At 49.2% G+C, this 23,001-nt stretch carries 18 protein-coding genes, 1 pseudogene and 1 CRISPR repeat array; of the genes and pseudogenes, 5 read left to right on the top strand and 14 right to left on the bottom strand.

The window, feature by feature from the left end:
* Positions 1-46 precede the first annotated feature (46 nt).
* Positions 47-250 (top strand): hypothetical protein, encoded by a 204-nt coding sequence (locus tag SPI9445_RS27785; RefSeq protein ID WP_017306202.1) that lies wholly within the window; start codon positions 47-49, stop codon positions 248-250.
* On the opposite strand, the gene SPI9445_RS26065 is transcribed toward SPI9445_RS27785, so the two are convergent.
* From SPI9445_RS26065 to SPI9445_RS0118205, 4 genes are all read right to left on the bottom strand, one after another.
* Positions 240-1,643 carry an MlaD family protein gene (locus tag SPI9445_RS26065; RefSeq protein WP_071525309.1) on the bottom strand — a complete coding sequence of 468 codons (1,404 nt, stop codon included), beginning with the start codon at positions 1,641-1,643 and terminating at the stop codon, positions 240-242. The two genes, SPI9445_RS27785 and SPI9445_RS26065, sit on opposite strands and share 11 nt — an antisense overlap.
* A gap of 21 nt (positions 1,644-1,664) precedes the next feature.
* On the bottom strand, positions 1,665-2,453 hold the full coding sequence (locus SPI9445_RS0118195; RefSeq protein WP_017306204.1) for an ABC transporter ATP-binding protein: 789 nt from the start codon (positions 2,451-2,453) through the stop codon (positions 1,665-1,667).
* Between the two features lie 287 nt (positions 2,454-2,740).
* Positions 2,741-4,414 carry a serine/threonine protein kinase gene (locus SPI9445_RS0118200; protein WP_017306205.1) on the bottom strand — a complete coding sequence of 558 codons (1,674 nt, stop codon included), beginning with the start codon at positions 4,412-4,414 and terminating at the stop codon, positions 2,741-2,743.
* Between the two features lie 352 nt (positions 4,415-4,766).
* Positions 4,767-6,134 (bottom strand): hypothetical protein, encoded by a 1,368-nt coding sequence (locus tag SPI9445_RS0118205; protein ID WP_017306206.1) that lies wholly within the window; start codon positions 6,132-6,134, stop codon positions 4,767-4,769.
* Between the two features lie 173 nt (positions 6,135-6,307).
* On the opposite strand from SPI9445_RS0118205, the gene SPI9445_RS0118210 reads away from it, so the two are divergent.
* On the top strand, positions 6,308-7,276 hold the full coding sequence (locus SPI9445_RS0118210; protein WP_017306207.1) for an Npun_F2552 family protein: 969 nt from the start codon (positions 6,308-6,310) through the stop codon (positions 7,274-7,276).
* A 100-nt stretch (positions 7,277-7,376) separates the two neighbouring features.
* Positions 7,377-7,874, top strand: a complete 498-nt coding sequence (gene uraD / locus SPI9445_RS0118215; protein WP_164674551.1) for a 2-oxo-4-hydroxy-4-carboxy-5-ureidoimidazoline decarboxylase — start codon at positions 7,377-7,379, stop codon at positions 7,872-7,874.
* Positions 7,875-8,060: 186 nt separating this feature from the next.
* Here the strand turns inward: uraD and SPI9445_RS0118220 are convergent, their stop codons facing one another.
* The 5 genes and pseudogenes from SPI9445_RS0118220 to SPI9445_RS26075 all read right to left on the bottom strand — a co-directional run bounded on the left by SPI9445_RS0118220 (position 8,061) and on the right by SPI9445_RS26075 (position 12,510).
* Positions 8,061-8,489, bottom strand: coding sequence for a VOC family protein (locus SPI9445_RS0118220; RefSeq protein ID WP_017306209.1), 429 nt, complete (start codon positions 8,487-8,489; stop codon positions 8,061-8,063).
* Between the two features lie 222 nt (positions 8,490-8,711).
* Positions 8,712-9,584 carry an intracellular short-chain-length polyhydroxyalkanoate depolymerase gene (gene phaZ / locus SPI9445_RS0118225; protein ID WP_017306210.1) on the bottom strand — a complete coding sequence of 291 codons (873 nt, stop codon included), beginning with the start codon at positions 9,582-9,584 and terminating at the stop codon, positions 8,712-8,714.
* The gene (trmB, locus tag SPI9445_RS0118230; RefSeq protein ID WP_017306211.1) at positions 9,585-10,244 is read right to left on the bottom strand and encodes a tRNA (guanine(46)-N(7))-methyltransferase TrmB; all 660 of its coding nucleotides are present in this window, start codon (positions 10,242-10,244) and stop codon (positions 9,585-9,587) included.
* 93 nt (positions 10,245-10,337) lie between these two features.
* A pseudogene (locus SPI9445_RS27075) lies at positions 10,338-11,571 on the bottom strand (RNA-guided endonuclease InsQ/TnpB family protein).
* A gap of 105 nt (positions 11,572-11,676) precedes the next feature.
* On the bottom strand, positions 11,677-12,510 hold the full coding sequence (locus tag SPI9445_RS26075; protein ID WP_017306213.1) for a hypothetical protein: 834 nt from the start codon (positions 12,508-12,510) through the stop codon (positions 11,677-11,679).
* Between the two features lie 456 nt (positions 12,511-12,966).
* On the opposite strand from SPI9445_RS26075, the gene SPI9445_RS0118245 reads away from it, so the two are divergent.
* Together SPI9445_RS0118245 and SPI9445_RS0118250 are read left to right on the top strand one after the other, a co-directional pair.
* A complete protein-coding gene (locus SPI9445_RS0118245) occupies positions 12,967-14,598 on the top strand; it encodes a methyl-accepting chemotaxis protein (RefSeq protein ID WP_017306214.1) in 1,632 nt (543 codons plus the stop codon).
* A 196-nt stretch (positions 14,599-14,794) separates the two neighbouring features.
* On the top strand, positions 14,795-15,514 hold the full coding sequence (locus tag SPI9445_RS0118250) for a 2-phosphosulfolactate phosphatase family protein (RefSeq protein WP_017306215.1): 720 nt from the start codon (positions 14,795-14,797) through the stop codon (positions 15,512-15,514).
* A gap of 71 nt (positions 15,515-15,585) precedes the next feature.
* Positions 15,586-20,142: direct repeats of the CRISPR family, unit length 37 nt; unit sequence GTTTCAATCCTCACCCAGCCCGGAGGCCGGGTGCTAC.
* 168 nt (positions 20,143-20,310) lie between these two features.
* Here SPI9445_RS0118250 and cas2 read toward each other — a convergent pair.
* The 5 genes from cas2 to SPI9445_RS26080 form a co-directional block, all read right to left on the bottom strand.
* Positions 20,311-20,601 carry a CRISPR-associated endonuclease Cas2 gene (gene cas2, locus SPI9445_RS0118255; RefSeq protein ID WP_017306216.1) on the bottom strand — a complete coding sequence of 97 codons (291 nt, stop codon included), beginning with the start codon at positions 20,599-20,601 and terminating at the stop codon, positions 20,311-20,313.
* Positions 20,602-20,605: 4 nt separating this feature from the next.
* Positions 20,606-21,637, bottom strand: a complete 1,032-nt coding sequence (gene cas1c / locus SPI9445_RS0118260) for a type I-C CRISPR-associated endonuclease Cas1c (protein WP_017306217.1) — start codon at positions 21,635-21,637, stop codon at positions 20,606-20,608.
* Positions 21,621-22,244: a CRISPR-associated protein Cas4 gene (gene cas4, locus SPI9445_RS0118265; RefSeq protein ID WP_017306218.1), complete on the bottom strand. Its 624-nt coding sequence runs from the start codon at positions 22,242-22,244 to the stop codon at positions 21,621-21,623. Before cas4 ends, cas1c begins: the two co-directional genes overlap by 17 nt.
* A gap of 196 nt (positions 22,245-22,440) precedes the next feature.
* Positions 22,441-22,680: a type II toxin-antitoxin system HicB family antitoxin gene (locus tag SPI9445_RS0118270; RefSeq protein WP_202803722.1), complete on the bottom strand. Its 240-nt coding sequence runs from the start codon at positions 22,678-22,680 to the stop codon at positions 22,441-22,443.
* On the bottom strand, positions 22,661-22,918 hold the full coding sequence (locus SPI9445_RS26080) for a type II toxin-antitoxin system HicA family toxin (RefSeq protein WP_017306220.1): 258 nt from the start codon (positions 22,916-22,918) through the stop codon (positions 22,661-22,663). Before SPI9445_RS26080 ends, SPI9445_RS0118270 begins: the two co-directional genes overlap by 20 nt.
* Between the last annotated feature and the right edge of the window lie 83 nt (positions 22,919-23,001).

Consider the following 23,001-nt stretch of genomic DNA (forward strand, 5'->3'; position numbering starts at 1 on the left):
GGAACAGGGAACGGGGAACGGGGGAATGGGGAATAGGGAGTCGGGAATGGGGAATAGGGAATCGGGAGTCGGGAGTCGGGAGTCGGGAATCGGGAGTCGGGAGTCGGGAGTCGGGAGTCGGGAGTCGGGAGTCGGGAGTCGGGAGTCGGGAGTCGGGAGTCGGGAATCGGGAGATTGCTGCTCCCCTGCTCCCCTGCTCCCCCTCTCCCCGACTCTCGGAGTTGTTCAGCCAGCCCTTCCTAGGGGTTAACCCGTCGTCCTTGAATCACCGGACCAGCTGGGAGGGGTCTAGGAGCGTCAGGAGAAGGCTCGGCTGAGGGAGTGGGGCGGGAGAGGCGAGGGGCGACTAAGGTAGGTTCTGAGGGGCTAGAAGACTGGGCAGAGGGCGATTCTGGAGCGGTCATCAATTGGGCTTGCTCTAAAGCCTGCTGAACAGGTTCTAATTCTTGGGCAGTACGGATTTGTTGCTCTAACTGTTCCGTCGAAGACACCAAACCACTCAAGCCATTAACCAACCGTAACAAATTCTGACGAAACTCAGGATTACCCGTTAACTCGTCCAAATCAGAGGTAATTTTTTGAGCATTTTCAAAAGTAGCCCGGGCTGAATCTAAGGTGCGTTGCAGTGCAAGGATATTCGCCGGATCATTAAACGCCTGGGTCATATCCCGCAAATTAGCCGAAGCTTCCGCCGAATTCGCCGTTAACTGCTCCAAATTTTGCACCAGTTCTTCAATCTGCACATTATCGAAACGCCCTTGAACCGTGGCCACTGTGCTATTCAATGTTCCGGCCAACTCACTGAGGCGATCGCTCGTTCGGCTAATACTACTCAACGTTTGCGAGACACTCGCCCGATTTTCCACCACCGCCCCATTGAGACTATCCACTAAACGATTGAGTTGAACCGCCGTTAATTGATACTCCCGCATCGTCCGGTTCACCTGTTCCGTCGTAGACTCAGCCACATTAGCCACACTCTGGGCAGCCCCGGAAAACCCCCGGATTTCCCCCCGCACCGCCCGAGACAGCAACGTTAACTCAGTCCCCAACTTAGCCACCTCTTCCGCCGCTTTACTGGCATTCGCTGTTAACTCCGTCACATTGCCCAAAAGTTCAGGATTGGTCAAACTATCGCCAATTTGTATCATACTGCGCATGGCATCATCCAAACTAACCCCAATCACCCCTTCCATCTCGTCATCATGACAAATAATCAGCGCCGCATTGCAACGACGACTTAAGGGTTTTTCCAACTCCTCCGCATTAACCAAAACGGATCGAGGGGAAATATCAATAATGGTTTCACTAATTAAGCCCGATTGATTGGCTTCAATTAACACATCCTTGGGAATGCGTAAATCCGTGGGCGTAATTTCCAGCGTGACCGCAATCCCGTTAGTCGTTGGCACAATCCTAGTAATACTGCCCACTTTCACCCCCCGATAACGCACCGCCCCCCCAATATTCATGCCATTGGAATTATCAAAACGCACATTCACCCGGTAGCTATCTTGACCAATGGTGAGACGACGCAACCATAGGGAAAACCCCCCAAAGGCAATTAAACCCATTAGGATAAACAATCCCAAAGCCCCTTCCCGCATCAGTCGGGTGGGTGCGATGTTTCGGATGAATCTCATAAAACCTCCTGCACAGCCTAATTAGTTGATAACACGGATGGGGCCTTGGGTACTGGCGCTAAAAAATTGGCGAACCAGGGGATTATCGGTCTGGTCGATGTCTTCCACTCGTCCTTGCCACTGCACCTTTCCACCATACAAAAACACCACCCGATCAGCAGTGCGGCGAATGGTACTTTCTTGGTGTGTCACCATGACGTAACTCCCACATTGTTCATCCACACACTGAAGTTGACGCACCAAATCTTCAATCACGGTTGAGGCAATGGGATCTAAGCCTGCCGTGGGTTCATCATAAAGGATAATTTCCGGATTTGTGGTGGGATCGGCTGGATTAGACATAATCGCCCGGGCAAAACTAACCCGTTTGCGCATCCCCCCGGATAATTGGGCTGGATAACGATCGGCAATACCTTCTAATCCCACGGTTTTCAGTTTTTCTTCCACCAGATGGCGGATGGTCTGGCGGCTTAAATTAGAATGTTGCAACAAACTGAACCCCACATTTTCCTCAACGGTCAGCGAATCAAACAGGGCGGCCTGTTGGAAGACCATACTAATGGTAATGGGATCGTTGCCGTCTTCGGCTAACCCTTCCCGACGTTGCCCTTTGATATAGACTTCTCCAGCGTCGGGGGCTAACAATCCGGCAATGATCCGTAAAATGGTTGATTTGCCTGTACCCGATGGGCCAATAATCACGAGGGCTTCCCCATGATAGATGGAAAGGTCTACGGCATCTAAGATCAAGGCCTGACCAAAGGCTTTACTGACCTGTTTGAGTTCAATTAAGGGTGCTACATCAGTCATTGACAGGGCGAGGAATCGGTGTCGTGAGGGAAGGGGGGATCAAAGTTCTCCAGACCCTATGCTACTTGATCGACTTGGATCTTGACTACAGGGGAGCAGGGGAGCAGGGGAGAGGCAATTTCCCGATTCCCGACTCCCGACTCCCGACTCCCGACTCCCGACTCCCGACTCCCGACTCCCGATTCCCGATTCCCGATTCCCGACTCCCGACTCCCGATTCCCGATTCCCGATTCCCGACTCCCGATTCCCGACTCCCGACTCCCGATTCTCTGTTCCCTAGCCCTAATTAACGATTAATCGGTTCTCGTTTAAACCAATAGAGGAGGGGCAAAAAAATGTAGTGACTTAGACCTAATGCTAAACCAATAGACATTCCGATTAAAGCAAAAAAGGCGACGGTTTGAATGAGGTCTGAGAATTGGAGAATTTTGATAAAGAATTCAATTTGATTGAGATGGGTTAGACTGCCAAAAATGCCCCCAGTGGCTAAAAGAATGACGCTTAAATGTAACCAGTGGTGACTGGGTAAACCGAGGCTGAGGGTAAGGATGGTGACGGAAACACCGATTAAGCTCAGGAAACGGTAGAGGTCAGAAATCATAAGGGACTGATAGAGAATCCAAGCGAGGGCATAGCCTACAAATCCGGCGATCGCACAAAACAAAGCATATCCCCGTTGTCCGAAGCGGCCGGCCTTGGCTAATCCCCATCCTGTCCCTAATCCGGCGATCGCACAAACCAAAATCCCGGCCTCAACTTCTAACTCTAATCCCTGCAAACGGCCTAAGAATTCGTCGTTAATCTGATACAGCAGCCAATCCCGCCAACTGGGAAACTGGAGAATCATAAAGCCCACAGCAGAGCCAAAAACCGCCCCAATCCCCCCAGACACCATTTCCGTTAAAGTGTTTAAACTTGCCCGCCCCAGATATTGTAAAAACTCCCAACTCCAATGACCCATCTGGCTAAGGGTATCCTGTCCCCATTGTAAGCCCCACACTAGGTTATTCTGGGCTGATTCAAACCAACGGGCGATCGCCTCACTCCGGGCTTGTTGTTTCACCTGGGACAATTTCCCCCAGCGTTTTTTCACCCGTCGCACATTTTGCGGGCGTAATTTGGGGTCTAACCGCACCATATCATCCAATAAATCAGCAAAAGCCGGGGAAACTTGGGTAAAAGGTCGCCAATTCAACTCCCCTGTATTAATATCCTCCATATCCGTCGGATATTTCCCCGTTAATAAATGGATCATCGTCCGTCCCAAAGCATAAATATCCGCCGTCGGTTCCACCCCACCCCCAATCACCTGTTCTGGGGGACTATACCCCGAGGAAAATAAACGAGTGGAACTCGGGGAGGAGTCGATTTGTTTAGCCCCCCCAAAGTCAATTAACACCAAAGGAATTCCCCCACCAATCCCACTCCCGGCCGTTTGTAACATTAAGTTAGACGGTTTAATATCCCGGTGAACAATGTGGCGTTTGTGGAGTTCTTCCAAAATAGACAGCGCTTGTCCTAACCAGTGATAAACCAAGGTTTCAGGACAACCTCCGGGATAATATTCTTGGAGAAACTCCTCTAAATTTTTCCCGGTGATTTTTTCCATCACCAAGCAGTAAATCCCCCGCTTCGGGGTGCGGATTTCAAAAAAACTGTTGTGGGTTTCTACTAAAGGAACCCCCGGATGTCGTAGAGTGCGTAAAACTAAGGCTTCTTGAGCAAATAACTGTAGAGCTTTGTCCGAAATAACTGTTAAGACCTTTAAGACTTTTTCCTCTTGTTGTTCGAGATCCCAAACGGTATAAATTGCCGCAAATCCGCCCGCTCCCAAACGTTCTAAGGGGATATAACGGTTTTGTAAACATAAAGATGTGCCGCAACGCTGACAAAATTTGTGATGTTGAGGTTGAGGATAAGGGGCAGGACAATCTGGGTTAATACAGTGAATAAACGACATTGCTAGTTTTCAGACTGTCCCTCATGAATAGGTAAACAGTAATCAGTAATCAGTTTCGGGGGTGGGGTAATAGGTAATAGGTGATGGGTGATGGGTGATGGGTAATAGGTAATCTTGACAAGTTAAGCTTGTGTGCATTTTGTCAAGTCCCATATATAGCGTCCAATAAATTGGACGACACTATTTATACGGTCTTCAATTTTGGACACAACCGGATTTTCCCTCCCCCCTGTTCCCTGTTCCCTTGACTTCTAACTTGGGGTCTTAACTTGTCAAGGTTGGGTAATGGGTAATGGGTGATAGGTAATAGCCGAAACTTTTGCCTTTTGCCTCTTCCCTATCCCCTATCCCCTTAACTCGCCCGCATTAAGGCCGCTTTGCGATTATCAAACAGCTTGATCAAGCTATTGGTAATAATTTCGACCACCATCGGATCACAAACAGCTAAGAAGGACTCCCCATCTAGCTTACCCTCAAAAAACTCCTTAGCGTGATCATGTAACTGTTGAATCCGCTCAAACCCCATAATTTTCACCATTAAGGTAGTTAAAGGCGAGTTTTTTAAATCATAGGACGATGAACTATAACGCCCTTTTTCCAATAGTTCAAAAACATCTTCTTCTAAACTATTTTTTGGGGGATAATTATTGGTAATATCGGGCAAAAAGTCTTCTAATTTTCCGATGTTTAACCCTTCCGGGTTTAACTCACCCATGATGGTAGAAAGGGGAATATTGCGCCCAAAGCGTTGGGATAAGGCCTCCAATAGGGCAATGGTGAACAATTTACTCCCTAAATATAAACGAGCCGTTTCTAAGTTTTTCCCGGCTCTCGTGAGTAAACTTTGATAGGTTTCCTCGTTGGGTTCTCCTGCATAGTCTTGGAATACTAAATCTGGTTTGAGGAAGTTCATAAACCCTTCCATTTTTTGCAAAGCTACCCGATATTGATTCACCGTGTAAGAGTTAGTAAACCGCAGATTATGATTAGTTTCCGGTAAGAGATCCCAAGTGCCATCAAGGAAAATTTTCGGGTTAGGATTGGCAAAACTCCCCACATCTCGGTTGGCCATGCGTACCGCCTGACGGACGGCCTCCACTAATTCCTCTGAAGATAGCCCTAATTGAAACGACTCATTCACTGTCACGAGTCGTTCATAAAGGCGTTGGGCTGGACTCACTCCATCTTTATGGGGACGGAAGGGAATCGTGGCCTCAATGCAGGCGATGATTTGTAAAATCAGGGCAGGGGGGATGAAGGGTTCGAGAACTTTAACCGCCACTAAAGCGCTCAAAAACTCATTTTGTCCGCCAAAGGGGGATAACTGTTGACTGGGAGTAAACCCAAAAACCTCCATCACCATGTCAAACATGGAGTCGTTGCCTAGGTCTTCGCGATCGCGAATATACAAATTTTCTCGAAACTCTCGCACAAAAGGCGTGATGTAAAACGTGAGGTTAAAATGAACACTTTGATCCACCTGCACATACACCAGATCATGGAACAAAGCCGCCAGCACCTCAATTGGGTTGTCTGACCCCCCCACCTCAAATATATGATCTGGGGTATGGAAAGAACGCCAGCGTCCAGTCATGGCCTGAACAATCAACTCGGCGATCTTGGAAAGGTCCCGTTCCGTCGTGTTGATGTTAAGCTGGCGAGTTGCCCAGATTAGCTTATCTAAGCAGCGTTGGTGATCCCGTTCAAAATCAAAGTTCATCCAGCCTTCTGCACCTCTAGTTGACTTATTTGTTATTTTAACGAGGTCTGTCGAGAGGGGAACCAAATTTTAGAATTTGGTAAGCGAAGTAAGTAGTTATACGGACGGTTCTCCTCCGCTTCTCGAAAAACCGTGATAGCTTAAGAGAAATTTTACAGGCAAATATCAGTTCGATGTCTACTGTTAGTTTAATTCAAGGGAAATCTTACGATCTCGCTGTTCTTCGTCAGTCTCTGGAGGAATTGCTAGCGCCTTGGGGAGGGATGGGGGCTTTTGTGAAAAAGGGCGATCGCGTCCTCCTCAAACCCAATCTCCTCACAGGCAGTCAACCCCAACGGGAATGTATCACCCGCCCCGAAATCGTGTTCTGTGTGGCGCAATTAGTCCAAGAAGCGGGGGGAAAACCCTTTTTGGGTGATAGTCCCGCTTTTGGCAGTGCTAAGGGTGTGGCGGCGAATAATGGCTATTTACCCTATTTGGAACAACTCAATATTCCTATTGTGGAATTTCACGGCCAACGCTGCACCATTGAGAATGAAAGTTTCTCCCATTTGCGTCTGTCCAAAGAAGCCTTAGAGGCCGATGTAGTGATTAATTTGCCTAAAGTAAAATCCCATGTTCAACTCACGTTGACCTTGGGGGTGAAAAATCTTTTCGGTTGTGTGCCGGGGAAAATGAAAGCGTGGTGGCACATGGAAGCGGGGAAGGATGCCAACCGCTTTGGGGAAATGCTCGTCGAAACTGCCCGGGCAATCCAACCCCAGTTAACGATTATGGATGGGATTATCGGCCATGAAGGAAACGGCCCCAGTGGCGGAGATCCGCGCTTTCTGGGCATTTTAGGGGCATCCGATGATGTTTTTGCCCTTGACCGCGCTTGGGTGGCGTTATTACAGGCGGATCCTCAACAGATCCCTACGGTGGCGGCCTCCCAACGGTTAGGGGTTTGTCCGGATCTCTCGGAGATTGAGTTTCCTCTCCTACAACCGGGGGATCTGCTGGTGCAGGATTGGAAGTTCCCCCAAAACCTTGTTCCGATTGATTTTGGTCTGCCTCGTGTCGTGCGTTCTACCTTTAAGCATCTCTATATCCGCTTGACGGAAACTGTGCGATTTAAAGGATTACGCGGGGAAAAGGTTTGATTGTAGGCAGTAGGGGAGGGGGAGCAGGGGAGCAGGGGAGAGGCAATCTCCCGACTCCCGATTCCCGACTCTTTCTAAACTCTAATCAGGAGGAATTAAGTTGATTTCAATAGCTGAACTTAACTCAATGGATCATGAGGCGTTTATGGCTACAGTGGGGCATATTTTTGAAAATACACCCGAATTAATGGAGCAGGTGGGTCAAGAACGCCCTTTTCTCAATGTTGCCGACCTTTACGCCAAAATGAACCAAGTGGTGGCGAGTCTGAGTGTTGAGGCACAACTAGCACTGATTCGCGCTCATCCTGATTTAGGCACTAAAGCGAAAATTGGGCAACTCTCGACGCTGGAACAAAAATCAGCCGGACTGGATCAACTCACTCCGACGGAGTTTGAGGAGTTTCATCGTCTCAATGAGGCCTATAAACAACGGTTTGGTTTCCCGTTTGTGATGGCGGTTAAGGGGAAAAGTGCGGGGGAAATTCGGGAACAGTTGCGCTTGCGTCTGGGGTGTTCGCTGGAGGAGGAACGGAAAGAGGCGATCGCACAAATCCTCAAAATCGCCCAATTCCGCTTACAAGATATCATGAAGCCGTGATCCATAAACCGTGATCCATTTAGGGTCTGCTGAATAACACGCCTATGCTAGGCTCAACAAGGGAACAGGGAACTCTTAACAGGAAACAGATCATCTAAAACTGGCACGATTGCCTATTCCCGACTCCCGACTCCCGACTCCCGACTCCCGATTCCCCAACTCTCGGACTTATTCAGCAAGCCCTATTTAGCGATCGCCCACAGCCGCCAATTCCCGACCGCCAAAAATAGCCTCATAATGGCAATAATACTTAAATTCGAGGTAATTATAGAAGGGATCCTCTAAAAAAAACGTGCGATGTTCGGTTAACTCTCCCGGAAAACGCCGTTTCGGTTCTTGATAAAATGGGAGTTGTTTCTCTTGAACTTGATTTAATAACTTTTCCCAATCCTGTTCTTGGGTAAAAATTAAGCCAAAATGCCGGGGATAAATGCCCTTTTGTCGCGTTAAAGGGTCTTTAGTCATATGGGCAACCACTTGATGACCATAGAAGTTTAAAATCATCGCCTGAGCCGATTCTCTCCCGACTTGACAGCCTAAACCTTCCACATAAAAGGCTTTGGCCTGTTCAATATTATTAATGGGAATGGCAAGGTGAAATAAAATGTTAGTCATAGTTATACCAATTTAACTTGGGTTGTGTGCAGTAGAGGAAGGTTTGGGAAATGGGGAACACCGGATCTGGGAATAGGGGAAATTCAGGCTTTTGCCCTCAAGTCTATTTAATTTGGTATTATATCTCTTTTGTCAAACTGGGGTCAAACAACAAAAACTCATGGTCTGTGATGGCGTAACTTCGTGGAATTATCCGATAGTGACAGAAGAGAGCTAGTTATCCTAAAAGGCTTTGATTTCATTTAACACGCTCGCTAAATTATCCACTAATGGAGAATGTCCGGTATTTTTCAAGATAACTAATTTAGGCTGATTCTCTAACATTTGCACCCCTTGTAATGCCTTGCTTTTGGGGATGACATAATCGCGATCTCCATGTATAATCAAGGTGGGCGATTTTAACTTTTTTATTTCCCCTGTTCCCGGCACTACACCATTATAATTAAAAGACAAATTAAAACAACTAAGGGCGTAAATTACATCTAAATAGTTCCGTTGTTTTAAAGTCGCTCGGAGATAACGACGATAGTGTTGAGCATCGGGTTTATTTTGGGTGTAAACGACTTGATTCCAAATGGATTTAAAAAAGCTTTGATCTTGGGCTTCAAAAGCCTTTAAAATCGGTGTAATGACCAAGGGATCTTGTGCGAGTTCGGTTTTGGTTTGGAAAAATTCTCCCGGAATAGGTCGGCTATAGAGATCCCGTTTGGGGAGGGGGAATCCTTGGGGATTGACAGAAGCGAGTAGGACTAAGCGACTGAGGAGTTGCGGGCTATTACAGGCTAATTGTAAGGCGATCGCACCCCCCAAAGACCACCCCAGGATCATGGGTTGTATTAGCCCCAGTTGGCGGATAAACCCCTGTAGATCCTCGGCGAAATCTTGGATAGACTCAATAGGGTGATGGTAGGAAGAATCGCCAAAACCCCGCAAATCTGGGGCAAAAACCTGATAATCCTCCGGCAATTGTTCCATCAGCACATCCCAATACTGGGAGGAGGACAAGTTCCCATGAATCAATAATAAAACCCGCCCCCCTTGTCCAGATTGGCGATAGGTTAAGGTTTCCCCATTATCCAATAGGATTGATTGCATTCAACCTCCCCGGTTCACTACTCCCTGAAAACGCCAAAGTTGATGACCACTTTCATGATACTTGCGCTCAAAAGGAGTCAGGGGTGAGGAGGGGGTAAACGCAGCCCATTGTCCAGGAGTCCCAGTAGCCAGATGGAACGCTTGGGCAAATTCGGCCACATAAATCTGCCAGTTACTGCGCAACTCCAAGATTCCCCCCAATTGTAACAGGGTGGGAAAAACCGGGTGGCCGTGCCAGCGCCGCTTAAAATGGACAGGTTTGGGGTAGGGATTGGGATACAAAATATAATGGCGGGTGAGGGAAATGGAGGCCTGAGCCATTAAACGCCAAAAATCCACTAAATCGGCGCGAATCAGGCGATAATTCTCTCCTTGGGGGTCACTTTTGCTCAAACGGTGTAAGGATTGATCGACCCCTAAAATAAAACACTGGGGGAACATCTGAGCGAGGTGACGGGTACTTTCTCCCACACCACACCCAGAGTCAAGGATGAGGGGAGTCTGGGGGGGAATTTGTGCGATCGCCTGCTGAAAAATCTCCCGTTGATAATCAGGAATCGGTTTGCGGAACTGATGGTCTAGATGCTTCTGCACCACCTTTTCTAAGGCACTGTGAACCGTCCTTTGTGAACTGGTGACAGAACGACTATTAGCACGCATTCTCTTGTTGTTGCTCGAACTCTGCACTCCCCGAGATTTGTGACATCCTCCCGACACCGACCCTAGGGGTACGGTGCGGGCTTCCCCATATCACTATGAGGCTTTCCTGCTTCTACGGGAGGCTCTAGATGTCTTTTTAGGGACATCCCCGATAACCTCTTCCGACCCAGGCAGCTTGACCCCCAGTCCAAGGGCTGCAAGTCCACGTTGCTCAACAACCATCGCCGCCGCAACGCCCCTATCCGTTACAAACCCACAATGAGAACATTCATGCACTCGTTGAGACAAGTCTTTCTTACCAGTCACTACACCACAATTCGGACAAATTTGGCTAGTGAAATTAGCATCAACTTTCTGGAAATAAACATCTCGTTTCCAAGCCACGTGCTTTAAGACCTCTAGAAAACCCCCAAAGCCAGCATCAAGGGTATGTTTACACAACATCCCCCTAGACATGGCTTTGACGTTCAAATCTTCGGCAAAAATGATATTAGCTTGGTCACAAAGATGATGAGCGACTTGATAATGAAAGTTCTTGCGAGTGTTATAAATATGTTCATGAAGTTTAGCTACTTTTTCCCGGGCTTTATGCCAGTTTTTTGACCCTTTCTGTTTCTTTGATAATCTTCTTTGTAGCCATTTAAGCTGACTTTGAAGTTCCAAGAAAAACTTAGGTCTAGCTATTAATTCCCCCTGAGATGTTGCTATAAACTTCTCAAGTCCCAAATCAATCCCTAGAGATTTTCCTTCAGGCTTTGGAGAAGGAATATTAACATCCGACTGAATATAAATGACAGCATACCAACCCGAAGCTTTTTTAACGATCTGAACTTGTTTAACTACAAATCCATCGGGGATAGGTCTGTGTAGATTAATGACCACAGAGCCTAGCTTAGGGAGTCTCAATTGATATCCAGTTACAGGGTTTTCCTTGAATTGAGGAAAGTTAATCGACCGAAACTGACCGTATTTCTTAAACCGGGGAAAACCAAAACTTCTTTTCCAGAAAAAGTTAAACGCTTTGTCTAAACGCCCCATAACCTCTTGCAAGACCTGAGACTGAACCCGTTTTAGTTCTGGGTATTGCTGTTTGGCTTGAGTTAAAGCTTTTTTCTGTTTATAGTAGTCGGGAAAGTTGATCCGCAGGTATAATATACTCAGAATGAAGGCTACAAGCGTTAACCTGACACTTGCGAGAATTTATCCACTCTTTTCGTTCTGCCAAGGCATAATTATATACCCCTCGACAGATTTCTAGCCAGTCAAGTAATTCTTTTTCTTGACTGGCATCTGGATAAATTCTGTAGCAATAGTTGAGGTTTAACACGAATAGTAGCTGATTGACCTGAACCTATTATACAATATCTAGGGATAAATCGTCAATCCCTAGTAAATAATTGTTGGTTAATTTTCGGGGCATCGAACCCCTCAATTAACCGTCTTTCATCCCGACACTGACATTTGTACAGTGCGGGGCTTCCCGACGATGAGCTAAATCACTCAGGGGACGAGACACTTTAAACTGTAACGGCATTTTTAGAGGAGAGAGGGGTTGAGCATCCACCGGGGAAAAATGCCACTGTTGCAGTCCATCTAAAATCCCCTGACGTACTGTGGGATCGTCTTCCCGCAATAACAACAGTTGAAAATATTCCATCAGTTGCCGCTTTTGGGTGCTGTCTAACTGTTCACTGAGTCGGGTTAATTGTCGCACCCCGATTAACCGTTTCAGGGGATCAGGCTGGGTTAACTCCTGTAATAATCGCTCATAACGGCTTTCGTGACCTTGGGTTTTTTGGTGGGTCATCTGCCACCCCAATAAACCCAGCGTGAGGAGTGTTCCTAAACCTTGGGCGATCGCACCCGTCGCCAACCAACGATTCTCCGTATTGACCCAAATTGACGCAATGAGATAAGTCCCCACCGCCGCCAAGCCCCCACTCCCCACCGCAATGGCCAAAGGCCGCTGAGGGCTCTTTAAAAACCCTTGCATCCGTAACCAATACTTCGACCAATCCCACCCTTGACCCACAAACACCAACCACATCACACCGCCCCCGGTTCCCGTTGCCAGCGTCAGTTTCCAATTCCACACCAACAGCAACACCACAGCCAAACCGCTCATCATCCACAGCGCCCATAAACGGGACTGACGAGAGGCAAAAGCCTGTAATAGGGAACGTTCAATTTTCAGGAGAGCGGAAGAACCCAACGATTGCCGTCTTTTCCGCCGATTTAACACCTGTGCCACGGGGGGATAGTCCAAAGGGATAAGGGAGATTCTACCACCAAATCCGCTCCTTGTCGTACCGAGGGCATCAGAAAAAGCGCTGAATTTTCTTCTGAACCAGCATCTTGGTAGTTAATGCAACATGTGAACTACCCCACCCTGCCTAGGCGCGAGGATGGAGCTTCCTGATTCAATGGGAAGTGCTTTCTATACCGAAATATAGCGAGTCTTATCTTCCCTCCCCAGGCAGAAGTCCTAGTTCCTAAGACCCAAATTTTCTCTTGCAACACAGCCCTTTTTAGCTTGGTTTTCGCTTTGGGAGTTAGTGGTCAAGATATATTTATCTTAGCATGGATTCGCTGTCGCTCAGTATATTGCTGGGTTGCTATCCATCCCCTCCCTGCAAGCGAGGAAGGGGAATTCCGCAACATTTTTGTTAAAATAACTAGACATTAATACTATCAGCCTAGCGTGACTTAACTCAAATATTTGATGAATAACTATCAGCAATTTCACCCAACGATGCAACCTCCGGTACTGCGCCAATCTCGGTTCAACTCCCTCTCATGGGTCGCCAGTTTGCTAGTTGTTATCATTGGCAGTTTCGTCATTATTGGCTGGATCTTTGGGATTCCCCTACTTAAAAGTGTTCTGCCCGGTTTAGTCACAATGAAAGCCAATACAGCCATTGGTTTTATTTTAGCAGGCGCTTCCTTATTGTTCTGGCACCGACAACAAGAATCCTCCCAGTGGAGTCCTCATGCTTTAATCTGCGCTGTGCTTGTATTATTAATTGGTTTGCTCACTCTCAAACAATATGGCTTTCAGGTCAACTTAGGCATTGATGAACTTTTTTTTAAAGAATCCGTCGATGCTGTAGCAACTGCGACTCCCGGACGCATGGCTCCTAACAGTGCTTTTAACTTTCTTTTATTAGGGTCAGCCTTAGTTTTGAAAACAATACCTCGCCCTAACTATTTTCCAGCCCAAATTTTAACTATTATCGCTTCTTTAATTGCTTTGTTGGGCTTTTTGGGCTATCTCTACGGCAATGCCGTATTTTATATGTTTGACTCATCCTTTACCGCCATGGCTATTCACACAGCCGTGGCTTTTCTATTACTCTGTATTGCCATTTTATTTGGCACTCATCACAGTGGGGTTATGACTGTAATAACGGGAAATCATGCCGGAAGTATTGTCGCCCAACGCCTCTTACCTGCGGCTATTCTGTTTCCTCCTATCTTATGTTGGTTAATTTTAATTGGCTTTCGGCAAGAAGTTTATAGCCCAGAAATGGGAATTTCCATGTTAGGCATTTTAAACATTATTATCTTTACGGCTTTGATTTGGTGGAACTCCCTCACAATGAGTAACATTGATTTACGTCGGAGTAAAGCGGAAGACTCTTTAAAGCAGACCTTAGAACAACTAGAGATTAAAGCTCAACAACAGGAAAAGTTAGCTGTTCAATTGCAGCAAACTTTTAGTGAAATTACAACCTCTATGAATGAGTTAGCGGCTTCGTCTAAGATTACAGCTGAACAGGCAGAAGGGGCTGATCAACAAGCGCAAAAAGCCTTAAGGCTCTGTCAGGAGGGATCCCTAACTGTAGCCCAGAGTCAAGGAGTGATGACAGCATTGGAACACAATGTAAGTGCCATTGGTTTAGAAATTTTAAATACTCAAGAAAAAGCGAGTCAAATTGCTGATATTTCTCGCTTAGTGAAAGACCTCGCCAGTCAAACAAATATGCTCGCCTTAAATGCTGCCATTGAGGCGGTGAATGCAGGAGAATATGGTCGAGGTTTTGGGGTGGTGGCGAGTGAGATTCGTAAGCTTGCGGATCAGAGTAAAACTTATGCGGAAACGATTAATACTTTAGTTTCGCAAATTCAAAATGCCGTCCAAGCTACTTCAAGCGTGACTGAACAAGGGATTCAAAGTGTTGTAGAGAATGTAACGGTTGTGGAACAAACAGCTTTAGCCTTTGCAGGAGTCTTGAAAGCTATTGAGAACATTGTTGAAAATAATGAACAAATTGCTTTGACAGCAAATCAACAGGCACTAGCCATTAAACAAGTGGTTAATGTTGTCAATGAAGTGGAAACTAATCAAACTTAGTCGAACTGATGAACCACCCTAAATTGAACAAAAATAAAATGTTCAGTTTCCATGAGTGAGTAGTCAACTCAACTTAAACCTAAGTCACCTTAACAGCCTTGTTCAACTGACCATCAGGCCAAAAAGATATTAACGGATCATGGTAAGATGATTGATGGTTACTGCCAAAACACCATACTCTCATAAAAAAAGCGACGTGAAATTTTTCGTTTACCATACTCCTGAATTAACCCCCACGGATCACAATCCTGATTGTGCGGTTGTGATTGATGTCTTGCGGGCAACAACAACTATTGCCACGGCTTTAAGTGCAGGTGCTGAAGCGGTACAGGCGTTTAGTGATCTAAACCAATTAATGACCGTGAGTGAGGCTTGGGCGGCGGATCGGCGTATTCGGGCGGGAGAAAGGGGCGGCCAACAGGTGGAAGGCTGCGATATGGGAAATTCTCCTCTGTTGTGTACGCCGGAACAAGTGGAAGGGAAACGGTTGTTTATTAGTACCACGAATGGCACTCGGACGTTACAACGGGTAGAAAATGCCTCGGTTGTCGTGACGGGGGCGCAGGTGAACCGTCAGGCAGTTGTAGATTATTTGGGTCAACATCAACCGGAGACGGTTTGGTTAGTGGGTTCGGGTTGGGAAGGGGCTTATTCTTTAGAGGATACGGTTTGTGCTGGGGCGATCGCACTTCCTTTTTATGAACAAAACCCCGCGATGGTCGGCAATGATGAAGTGTTAGGGGCGGTGAGTCTATACCGTCAATGGCAAGATCAGTTAGTGGAGTTATTCTGCCAAGCAAGTCACGGTCAACGGTTGTTACGTTTAAACCTACTTGATGATATCAAGTATTGCGCCCAAACTGATTTATTGAATGTCTTGCCCATGCAAGTAGAAAAAGGAGTTTTAAGGCTTTAATTAGGGTCTGCTGAATAACACCAGACGCTACTTAGATCATCTGTATGGTTTGTTTGTTGGTTAGTGTGGTTATTTCAATCCTCACCCAGCCCGGAGGCCGGGTGCTACTCTAGAGGGGCAATTGGTCGAGATTATCACCAGTTTCAATCCTCACCCAGCCCGGAGGCCGGGTGCTACTCTCCTACCTGCCCCAGCTTTTCCTTGAGTGCTTAGTTTCAATCCTCACCCAGCCCGGAGGCCGGGTGCTACTGTTTGGACAATGAGAACCCTTGCCTCCTTGGCGGGTTTCAATCCTCACCCAGCCCGGAGGCCGGGTGCTACTGGATTAACTTCAAATTTCCCGGTCGTGGGCAACGCGTTTCAATCCTCACCCAGCCCGGAGGCCGGGTGCTACCAACCCACCAACACGGCCGGGGCGGGGGAGAGGGGTTTCAATCCTCACCCAGCCCGGAGGCCGGGTGCTACCTCCCCGAATTCCTGCTTTTAAGCAGGCTCTCCTCAGTTTCAATCCTCACCCAGCCCGGAGGCCGGGTGCTACCTGCTACTAATGGGTGGTCGGTCAAGGCAATGCGGGGTTTCAATCCTCACCCAGCCCGGAGGCCGGGTGCTACACGGAAACGCCGTTGACTGGGCTAAATACATGGATGTTTCAATCCTCACCCAGCCCGGAGGCCGGGTGCTACGGCGAGGGAGGTGCTATCATAGGGGGAAATAGGAGGTTTCAATCCTCACCCAGCCCGGAGGCCGGGTGCTACCTTGTCACTTGCACCTAAGACCTCCTGTAAACTGTTTCAATCCTCACCCAGCCCGGAGGCCGGGTGCTACTCTGCAAACTCGATTAATCCAGCCAACTGGGGGAGTTTCAATCCTCACCCAGCCCGGAGGCCGGGTGCTACTAGACGTATCCGGGCAAATGCCCGACCAAGTATGTGTTTCAATCCTCACCCAGCCCGGAGGCCGGGTGCTACTTCCCGCTTTACCAATCCCGCGTCGACAATCGGGTTTCAATCCTCACCCAGCCCGGAGGCCGGGTGCTACACCACCCAGTTCCGAAACCTGTACAGGAGGGACGCATGTTTCAATCCTCACCCAGCCCGGAGGCCGGGTGCTACATAAACAGATTCTTGGAGACTCATGAATAAACACGTTTCAATCCTCACCCAGCCCGGAGGCCGGGTGCTACTGTAATTTGTTGAGGGTTTCGCCGAAGGTGTTGGGTTTCAATCCTCACCCAGCCCGGAGGCCGGGTGCTACTTTACCTGCTCCTGTACCCGATTGGTCTAGCACGTTTCAATCCTCACCCAGCCCGGAGGCCGGGTGCTACGTTCTAATAGCAACGGTAACGCCCATCCCTCTGGGTTTCAATCCTCACCCAGCCCGGAGGCCGGGTGCTACTTTTAGACTTAACCTCCTTGGCTCGTTCCAATGTGTGTTTCAATCCTCACCCAGCCCGGAGGCCGGGTGCTACCCCATATTTGTCGTCTATGTCAAGCTGAGAGGAGGTTTCAATCCTCACCCAGCCCGGAGGCCGGGTGCTACTTCCCTTAATTCCCCTAGCAAGCTCTCAAATGCTTGGTTTCAATCCTCACCCAGCCCGGAGGCCGGGTGCTACCAAGACCGCCTGAATCTGACCAAGGACATCATCAGGTTTCAATCCTCACCCAGCCCGGAGGCCGGGTGCTACACTCCCCCCAACCCTTTTCCCGACTCCCGATTATTGAGTTTCAATCCTCACCCAGCCCGGAGGCCGGGTGCTACCATAGTCTAATCCATGTTTGCTGGGCTAGATGAGCGTTTCAATCCTCACCCAGCCCGGAGGCCGGGTGCTACTCTTGATTGGACGTTAGTGGTTTGGCTGCAATGCGTTTCAATCCTCACCCAGCCCGGAGGCCGGGTGCTACCCCAAGGGATTGGCCTCCCTTACCTCAGATCGTCGGTTTCAATCCTCACCCAGCCCGGAGGCCGGGTGCTACGAGGCGCGGTATTTTCGGAATCGCCTCCAGAAAGCAGTTTCAATCCTCACCCAGCCCGGAGGCCGGGTGCTACACCGCGATGTGTCTCGGCTATTGCAACCTGAACCCGTTTCAATCCTCACCCAGCCCGGAGGCCGGGTGCTACTTGGCGAGGTCGTCGAGATTATTCACTCCCGGCTAGCGTTTCAATCCTCACCCAGCCCGGAGGCCGGGTGCTACTTGATCGCTGCGGACGACTTTTGATGTAGCATGTTTCAATCCTCACCCAGCCCGGAGGCCGGGTGCTACACTAAGATGATGTTACGCAATGAGTTAAAAAACCAAGTTTCAATCCTCACCCAGCCCGGAGGCCGGGTGCTACCCGGCTGGGAGTGACCGTTATTGTTTGCAATAAACCAAGAAGTTTCAATCCTCACCCAGCCCGGAGGCCGGGTGCTACTTCTGACTCTGGCACGCTAACGCTCATAATGCTAGGGGGTTTCAATCCTCACCCAGCCCGGAGGCCGGGTGCTACTCGACCTTGTTGGTCTTTTTCAACGTGGATAGTAGTTTCAATCCTCACCCAGCCCGGAGGCCGGGTGCTACGCTGCGATGGCTCGGCTGTATGCTCGCACTGGGGAGTTTCAATCCTCACCCAGCCCGGAGGCCGGGTGCTACAGAGTTAACGGCTTTCCCCTTGTTCAGGTCGAGGTTTCAATCCTCACCCAGCCCGGAGGCCGGGTGCTACTTCCAGATCAGCGTAATGCGCGTTCAACATCCCGATCCCGAGTTTCAATCCTCACCCAGCCCGGAGGCCGGGTGCTACGGGAAGACCTCGAACCCGTAAGTACAGAGGATGGTTTCAATCCTCACCCAGCCCGGAGGCCGGGTGCTACTTGGAAGGTTTCGCGATGCAGTCCAGTCCCTACATCGTTTCAATCCTCACCCAGCCCGGAGGCCGGGTGCTACATTTGGGCGTTTAGGTGAGACGAGGAGGCTTCCTGTTTCAATCCTCACCCAGCCCGGAGGCCGGGTGCTACTCAAGCCGATCGCCCCATCCCCCGCCCCTCGCCAGTTTCAATCCTCACCCAGCCCGGAGGCCGGGTGCTACGAGGAAGCTCCTCACTGTCTCCCTCGCCCATAAGGTTTCAATCCTCACCCAGCCCGGAGGCCGGGTGCTACGCTACGGGGACTGTGGGCAGAGGCGCGGTATTTTCGGTTTCAATCCTCACCCAGCCCGGAGGCCGGGTGCTACGAGCCAATGGAAGGGACTGCAAACCAAGGGGTTTTGTTTCAATCCTCACCCAGCCCGGAGGCCGGGTGCTACTCTCCACATTCCTCATCCCGACTTCATCGAGCCGGTTTCAATCCTCACCCAGCCCGGAGGCCGGGTGCTACATCTTTTTATGATTGTAGTACCCAGGAATAGACTTGGTTTCAATCCTCACCCAGCCCGGAGGCCGGGTGCTACCTCCACAGGGCGGGATTCCGCCCCTTGCGGAAGTTTCAATCCTCACCCAGCCCGGAGGCCGGGTGCTACTTTTTTTATCTGTGTTTTTAGCCCTGAACAAGCCAGTTTCAATCCTCACCCAGCCCGGAGGCCGGGTGCTACGGTCAACAAGGACGGAACACCCACCTCAATGTGGTTTCAATCCTCACCCAGCCCGGAGGCCGGGTGCTACATTGGTGGAGGAAATCAACACACTCCGAGCTAAGTTTCAATCCTCACCCAGCCCGGAGGCCGGGTGCTACAAAATCTCCTTAGCCTCGGCGGCCTTTTCTTCGCAGTTTCAATCCTCACCCAGCCCGGAGGCCGGGTGCTACCACGTTTATCTGACTACTCAACAACCCGATAACGTTTCAATCCTCACCCAGCCCGGAGGCCGGGTGCTACGCTGTAGATGCTCGTCCAGTGGTCGTAAATGACGTTTCAATCCTCACCCAGCCCGGAGGCCGGGTGCTACTGGGAACTGGACATCCTCCAATCTGTGTTGGTGGTTTCAATCCTCACCCAGCCCGGAGGCCGGGTGCTACATTACGGGTGTGATTACAGGTGCTATCACCAATACGTTTCAATCCTCACCCAGCCCGGAGGCCGGGTGCTACGGTTCATTGGGTCTTCTTTTCCCAAGTCCCAAAAGTTTCAATCCTCACCCAGCCCGGAGGCCGGGTGCTACGGTCGGGTAACACGCGACCAACCCATCTCTTGCGCGTTTCAATCCTCACCCAGCCCGGAGGCCGGGTGCTACTTTTTTCGTAACCCGCCAACCGATGGATTCCGTGGTTTCAATCCTCACCCAGCCCGGAGGCCGGGTGCTACACCCACGGTCATAGCGCGTCCAGTAACATCGTGGGGTTTCAATCCTCACCCAGCCCGGAGGCCGGGTGCTACCTAAAATTAGCAGCACTTTGGGCGAGTGCATCCAGTTTCAATCCTCACCCAGCCCGGAGGCCGGGTGCTACAATTCAAAGAACAGGATTAACCTACCGCGTTGTTAGTTTCAATCCTCACCCAGCCCGGAGGCCGGGTGCTACGAAAGGAATAGGGTTAAAACTGCAAAAAACAAAAGTTTCAATCCTCACCCAGCCCGGAGGCCGGGTGCTACTAGGGAGAGGGGAGGGGATACCGTCGGGAGATGGTTTCAATCCTCACCCAGCCCGGAGGCCGGGTGCTACCGCGATTGTATCAAACCCCTAGATAATAAGCAATCCAGACCCCCAAAACGCGAACCTCCTTGAGAAGGGGTGCAACAAGAGGGGGAAAAACCAACCCTAAAGGCTGAAACCCTTACTCCGTAAGCTGCGCGAAACCCCCTAGGTTTTACCCATCGCTTGGGGTTCGCGCTACAAAATGAGCGGTTCATCAAAATCGACATAGTGATCCAAACCATAGACCTCCACACAATCACTGCGATCGCCCCGTAAACGATAAACCCTTAAACTGTCGGTTTCTCGCTTGATAATTTTGACCAACTTTGCCACAAACGCCTCGTACTGTGCGGCATTCAACCGACACTCAAAAACCGACTTCTGGACACGCTGACCATAATCCTTACAGGTGTTGGCGACCTGACGGAGCCGACGACGACCCGCCGAAGTTTCTGTATTCACATCATAGGTGACAAGGATATTCATACACTTAACGAGGGATAAAAGGAGGATAGTGGTCTAAATCGCCTCGGAGGTAACGAGCAAACAAGCGCGCTTGAGTATGAGCGACTAAACCGAGAGGTATTTTGGTTTTGAGCAGAGGATGAGTAATTTCCTCCTGTTTGCGCTTTTGATAAGCACCCAGCACCGTTTTACGCCCCGACTCCGTGAGATAAATTGCGCCCCCAGGTCGCTCCATAAAATCATCGGGTTGGATCTGCTGGCGGTTGATTAATGTAAGAACAAGACGATCACACACAATCGGTCGCAACTCCTCCATTAGGTCAAAAGCCAGACTCGCACGACCGGGACGCAACACATGAAGGAAACCCATTTGGGGGTCAAGACCAACGGATTCACAAGCGGCAATACATTCATTTTTGAGTAGACCGTAAAGGAACGAGAGGAGAGAATTGGTCGGGTCAAGGGGAGGATGACGAGAGCGCGTTTTAAACCCAAACGCTTCCCGATTTTGAACAATGGCATGGTCAAACACCTCCAGATAAGCTTTCGCCGCGTTCCCCTCAATGCCCCGGACAGTCTCTACCGTCGTCGCCGCTTCTAGGCGAGTCAGCGATTCTGCATGATGTTGGGCTGCTTTGGTCAGTGCTGTGCGATCGCCCTCTTGTTTCGCATCCCGTGCCGAACGCATCAACAGTTTCCGCGCATTTTGGATCTTCCCTGCCACCATATAGCGGGCAATATCCAACGTTTTAGCCCCGTCATCCACCGCCGCATTTTGAGCGCGACGGAGCAAAACATTTCCCGTCGTCGGCCCCGACAAACGGGCTTTAAACTTGCCATACTCCGACAACCAAACAAAATCTCGCCCATCCTGCGCGCAACGGTGGAGCAAAAACGGACTCACAGATACATTGCCAAACACCACTAAACCAGTAAGATGATGCAAAGGGATTTGAAAAGGCTTTTGTTCCTCTGCTTTCAGTTTCAAGGTATCTCGTTCAAGATGTAGATAAGCGCCCTGAGTTTGAACGTAGAGAGTATTAAGAATCGGTTTCATCGCCAATTATAAACGGGTTGAACACAGCACGACCCACCAGATCAGGCAGACAAACTCCTTGCAGTGAGCAATCCTCACAGCGTTTATCATGCACCGGAGCAGGTATAGTATATTGCTCCAACATTTTCCGGGCTTGTTCCGCAAAAGTCAGCGTTTGTTTTCGCAAAGCTGCCGTCAGTTCCACCTCCTGCCGTCGTCGGGAAGCATGGTGAAAAATCGCCCCCATCGGAATCTCACAATTGAACATCTCCTCCAAACACATGGCTTGAGCGCAAAGCTGGATACTATTCGCCAGACGATGACGACGGGGGCCGGATTTGTACTCTACGGGGTAGGGGAGATCATCCTCTCCAAACTCCACCACATCGGCAATTCCCCGCCATTGGTACTGATGGGAGCAAAGAGAAAGCGAGCGCTCCACCCGCACCCCATCCACCACCTCACTGGTAGCAGAATCCGCCCGCTCATGAACCCGATGTCCCCGCAACGTATAAATATTATCCTCAAACGTTTGTTCAACATGAATTAAGGCACATTGACGAGGACAAAAAGCATAATGTTGTAACACACTAATCCACAGATAATCCTCAGTATTTCGTTCGCTCATCGCTTAATTTTTAGTAAAATAACCAGAAAATCGTAGGTTCGGCACAGGAAGCGTAACCCAACAAAACCGTAAACAGTAACCAAAATATAAGGGAAGTGTCCGCCCCCTGTGCCATAGACTAATCCCCTCTAGCCCCCCTTTAGAATGGGGGAAAATACAGATCAGAAACTGACGTGAATTTGAGTTTCTGAAACGTTCAGAGTGTAGTTGGAAGTGGGATCTCATCTCCATAGTCCCAAGCCGTCTGAATCCAGGCAACTTTTGCCTCTTGAATATTGACAATAGCTTCCTCAAGAGTGTCACCTTGGGAAAGACATCCGGGTAAGTCAGCCAGCATCACCGTATAGCCGCCATCAGGTTCAGGATATAGAGTAATCGGATACTTCAAATTGAGATAGTCTTCCAAAGTTTCAGGTTTAATCTGCGTTTTCATCATTCCAGTTCTCCAAATTTAGTAGTTTGACAATTTGTTTCACGTATATGCCTTTAACCATTTTTCCGCCCTTTTTGGGTATGGTAATTTTCAGCCCGTCTGAGTTACGGAAGGTGTGATGACTTCCCTTAGAGTGTTGTTGTTCAAAGCCAAAGGATTCTAAAAGATACTGGACATCATTAAATAGAATTTCTGGTGGATCTCTTAAAAATTGCTCAATTAGCTTTTCAAGTTTGCTCATCAGTAATCACCTCCAAACCCGGTTTCTAGATATGAAGCCAGGGATGTTGGGTTTTGCTACCGCTCCACCCAACCTACAGATCC

Origin of the sequence: Spirulina subsalsa PCC 9445 (assembly GCF_000314005.1) — a bacterium.
In the GTDB taxonomy this organism is placed as follows: domain Bacteria; phylum Cyanobacteriota; class Cyanobacteriia; order Cyanobacteriales; family Spirulinaceae; genus Spirulina_A; species Spirulina_A subsalsa.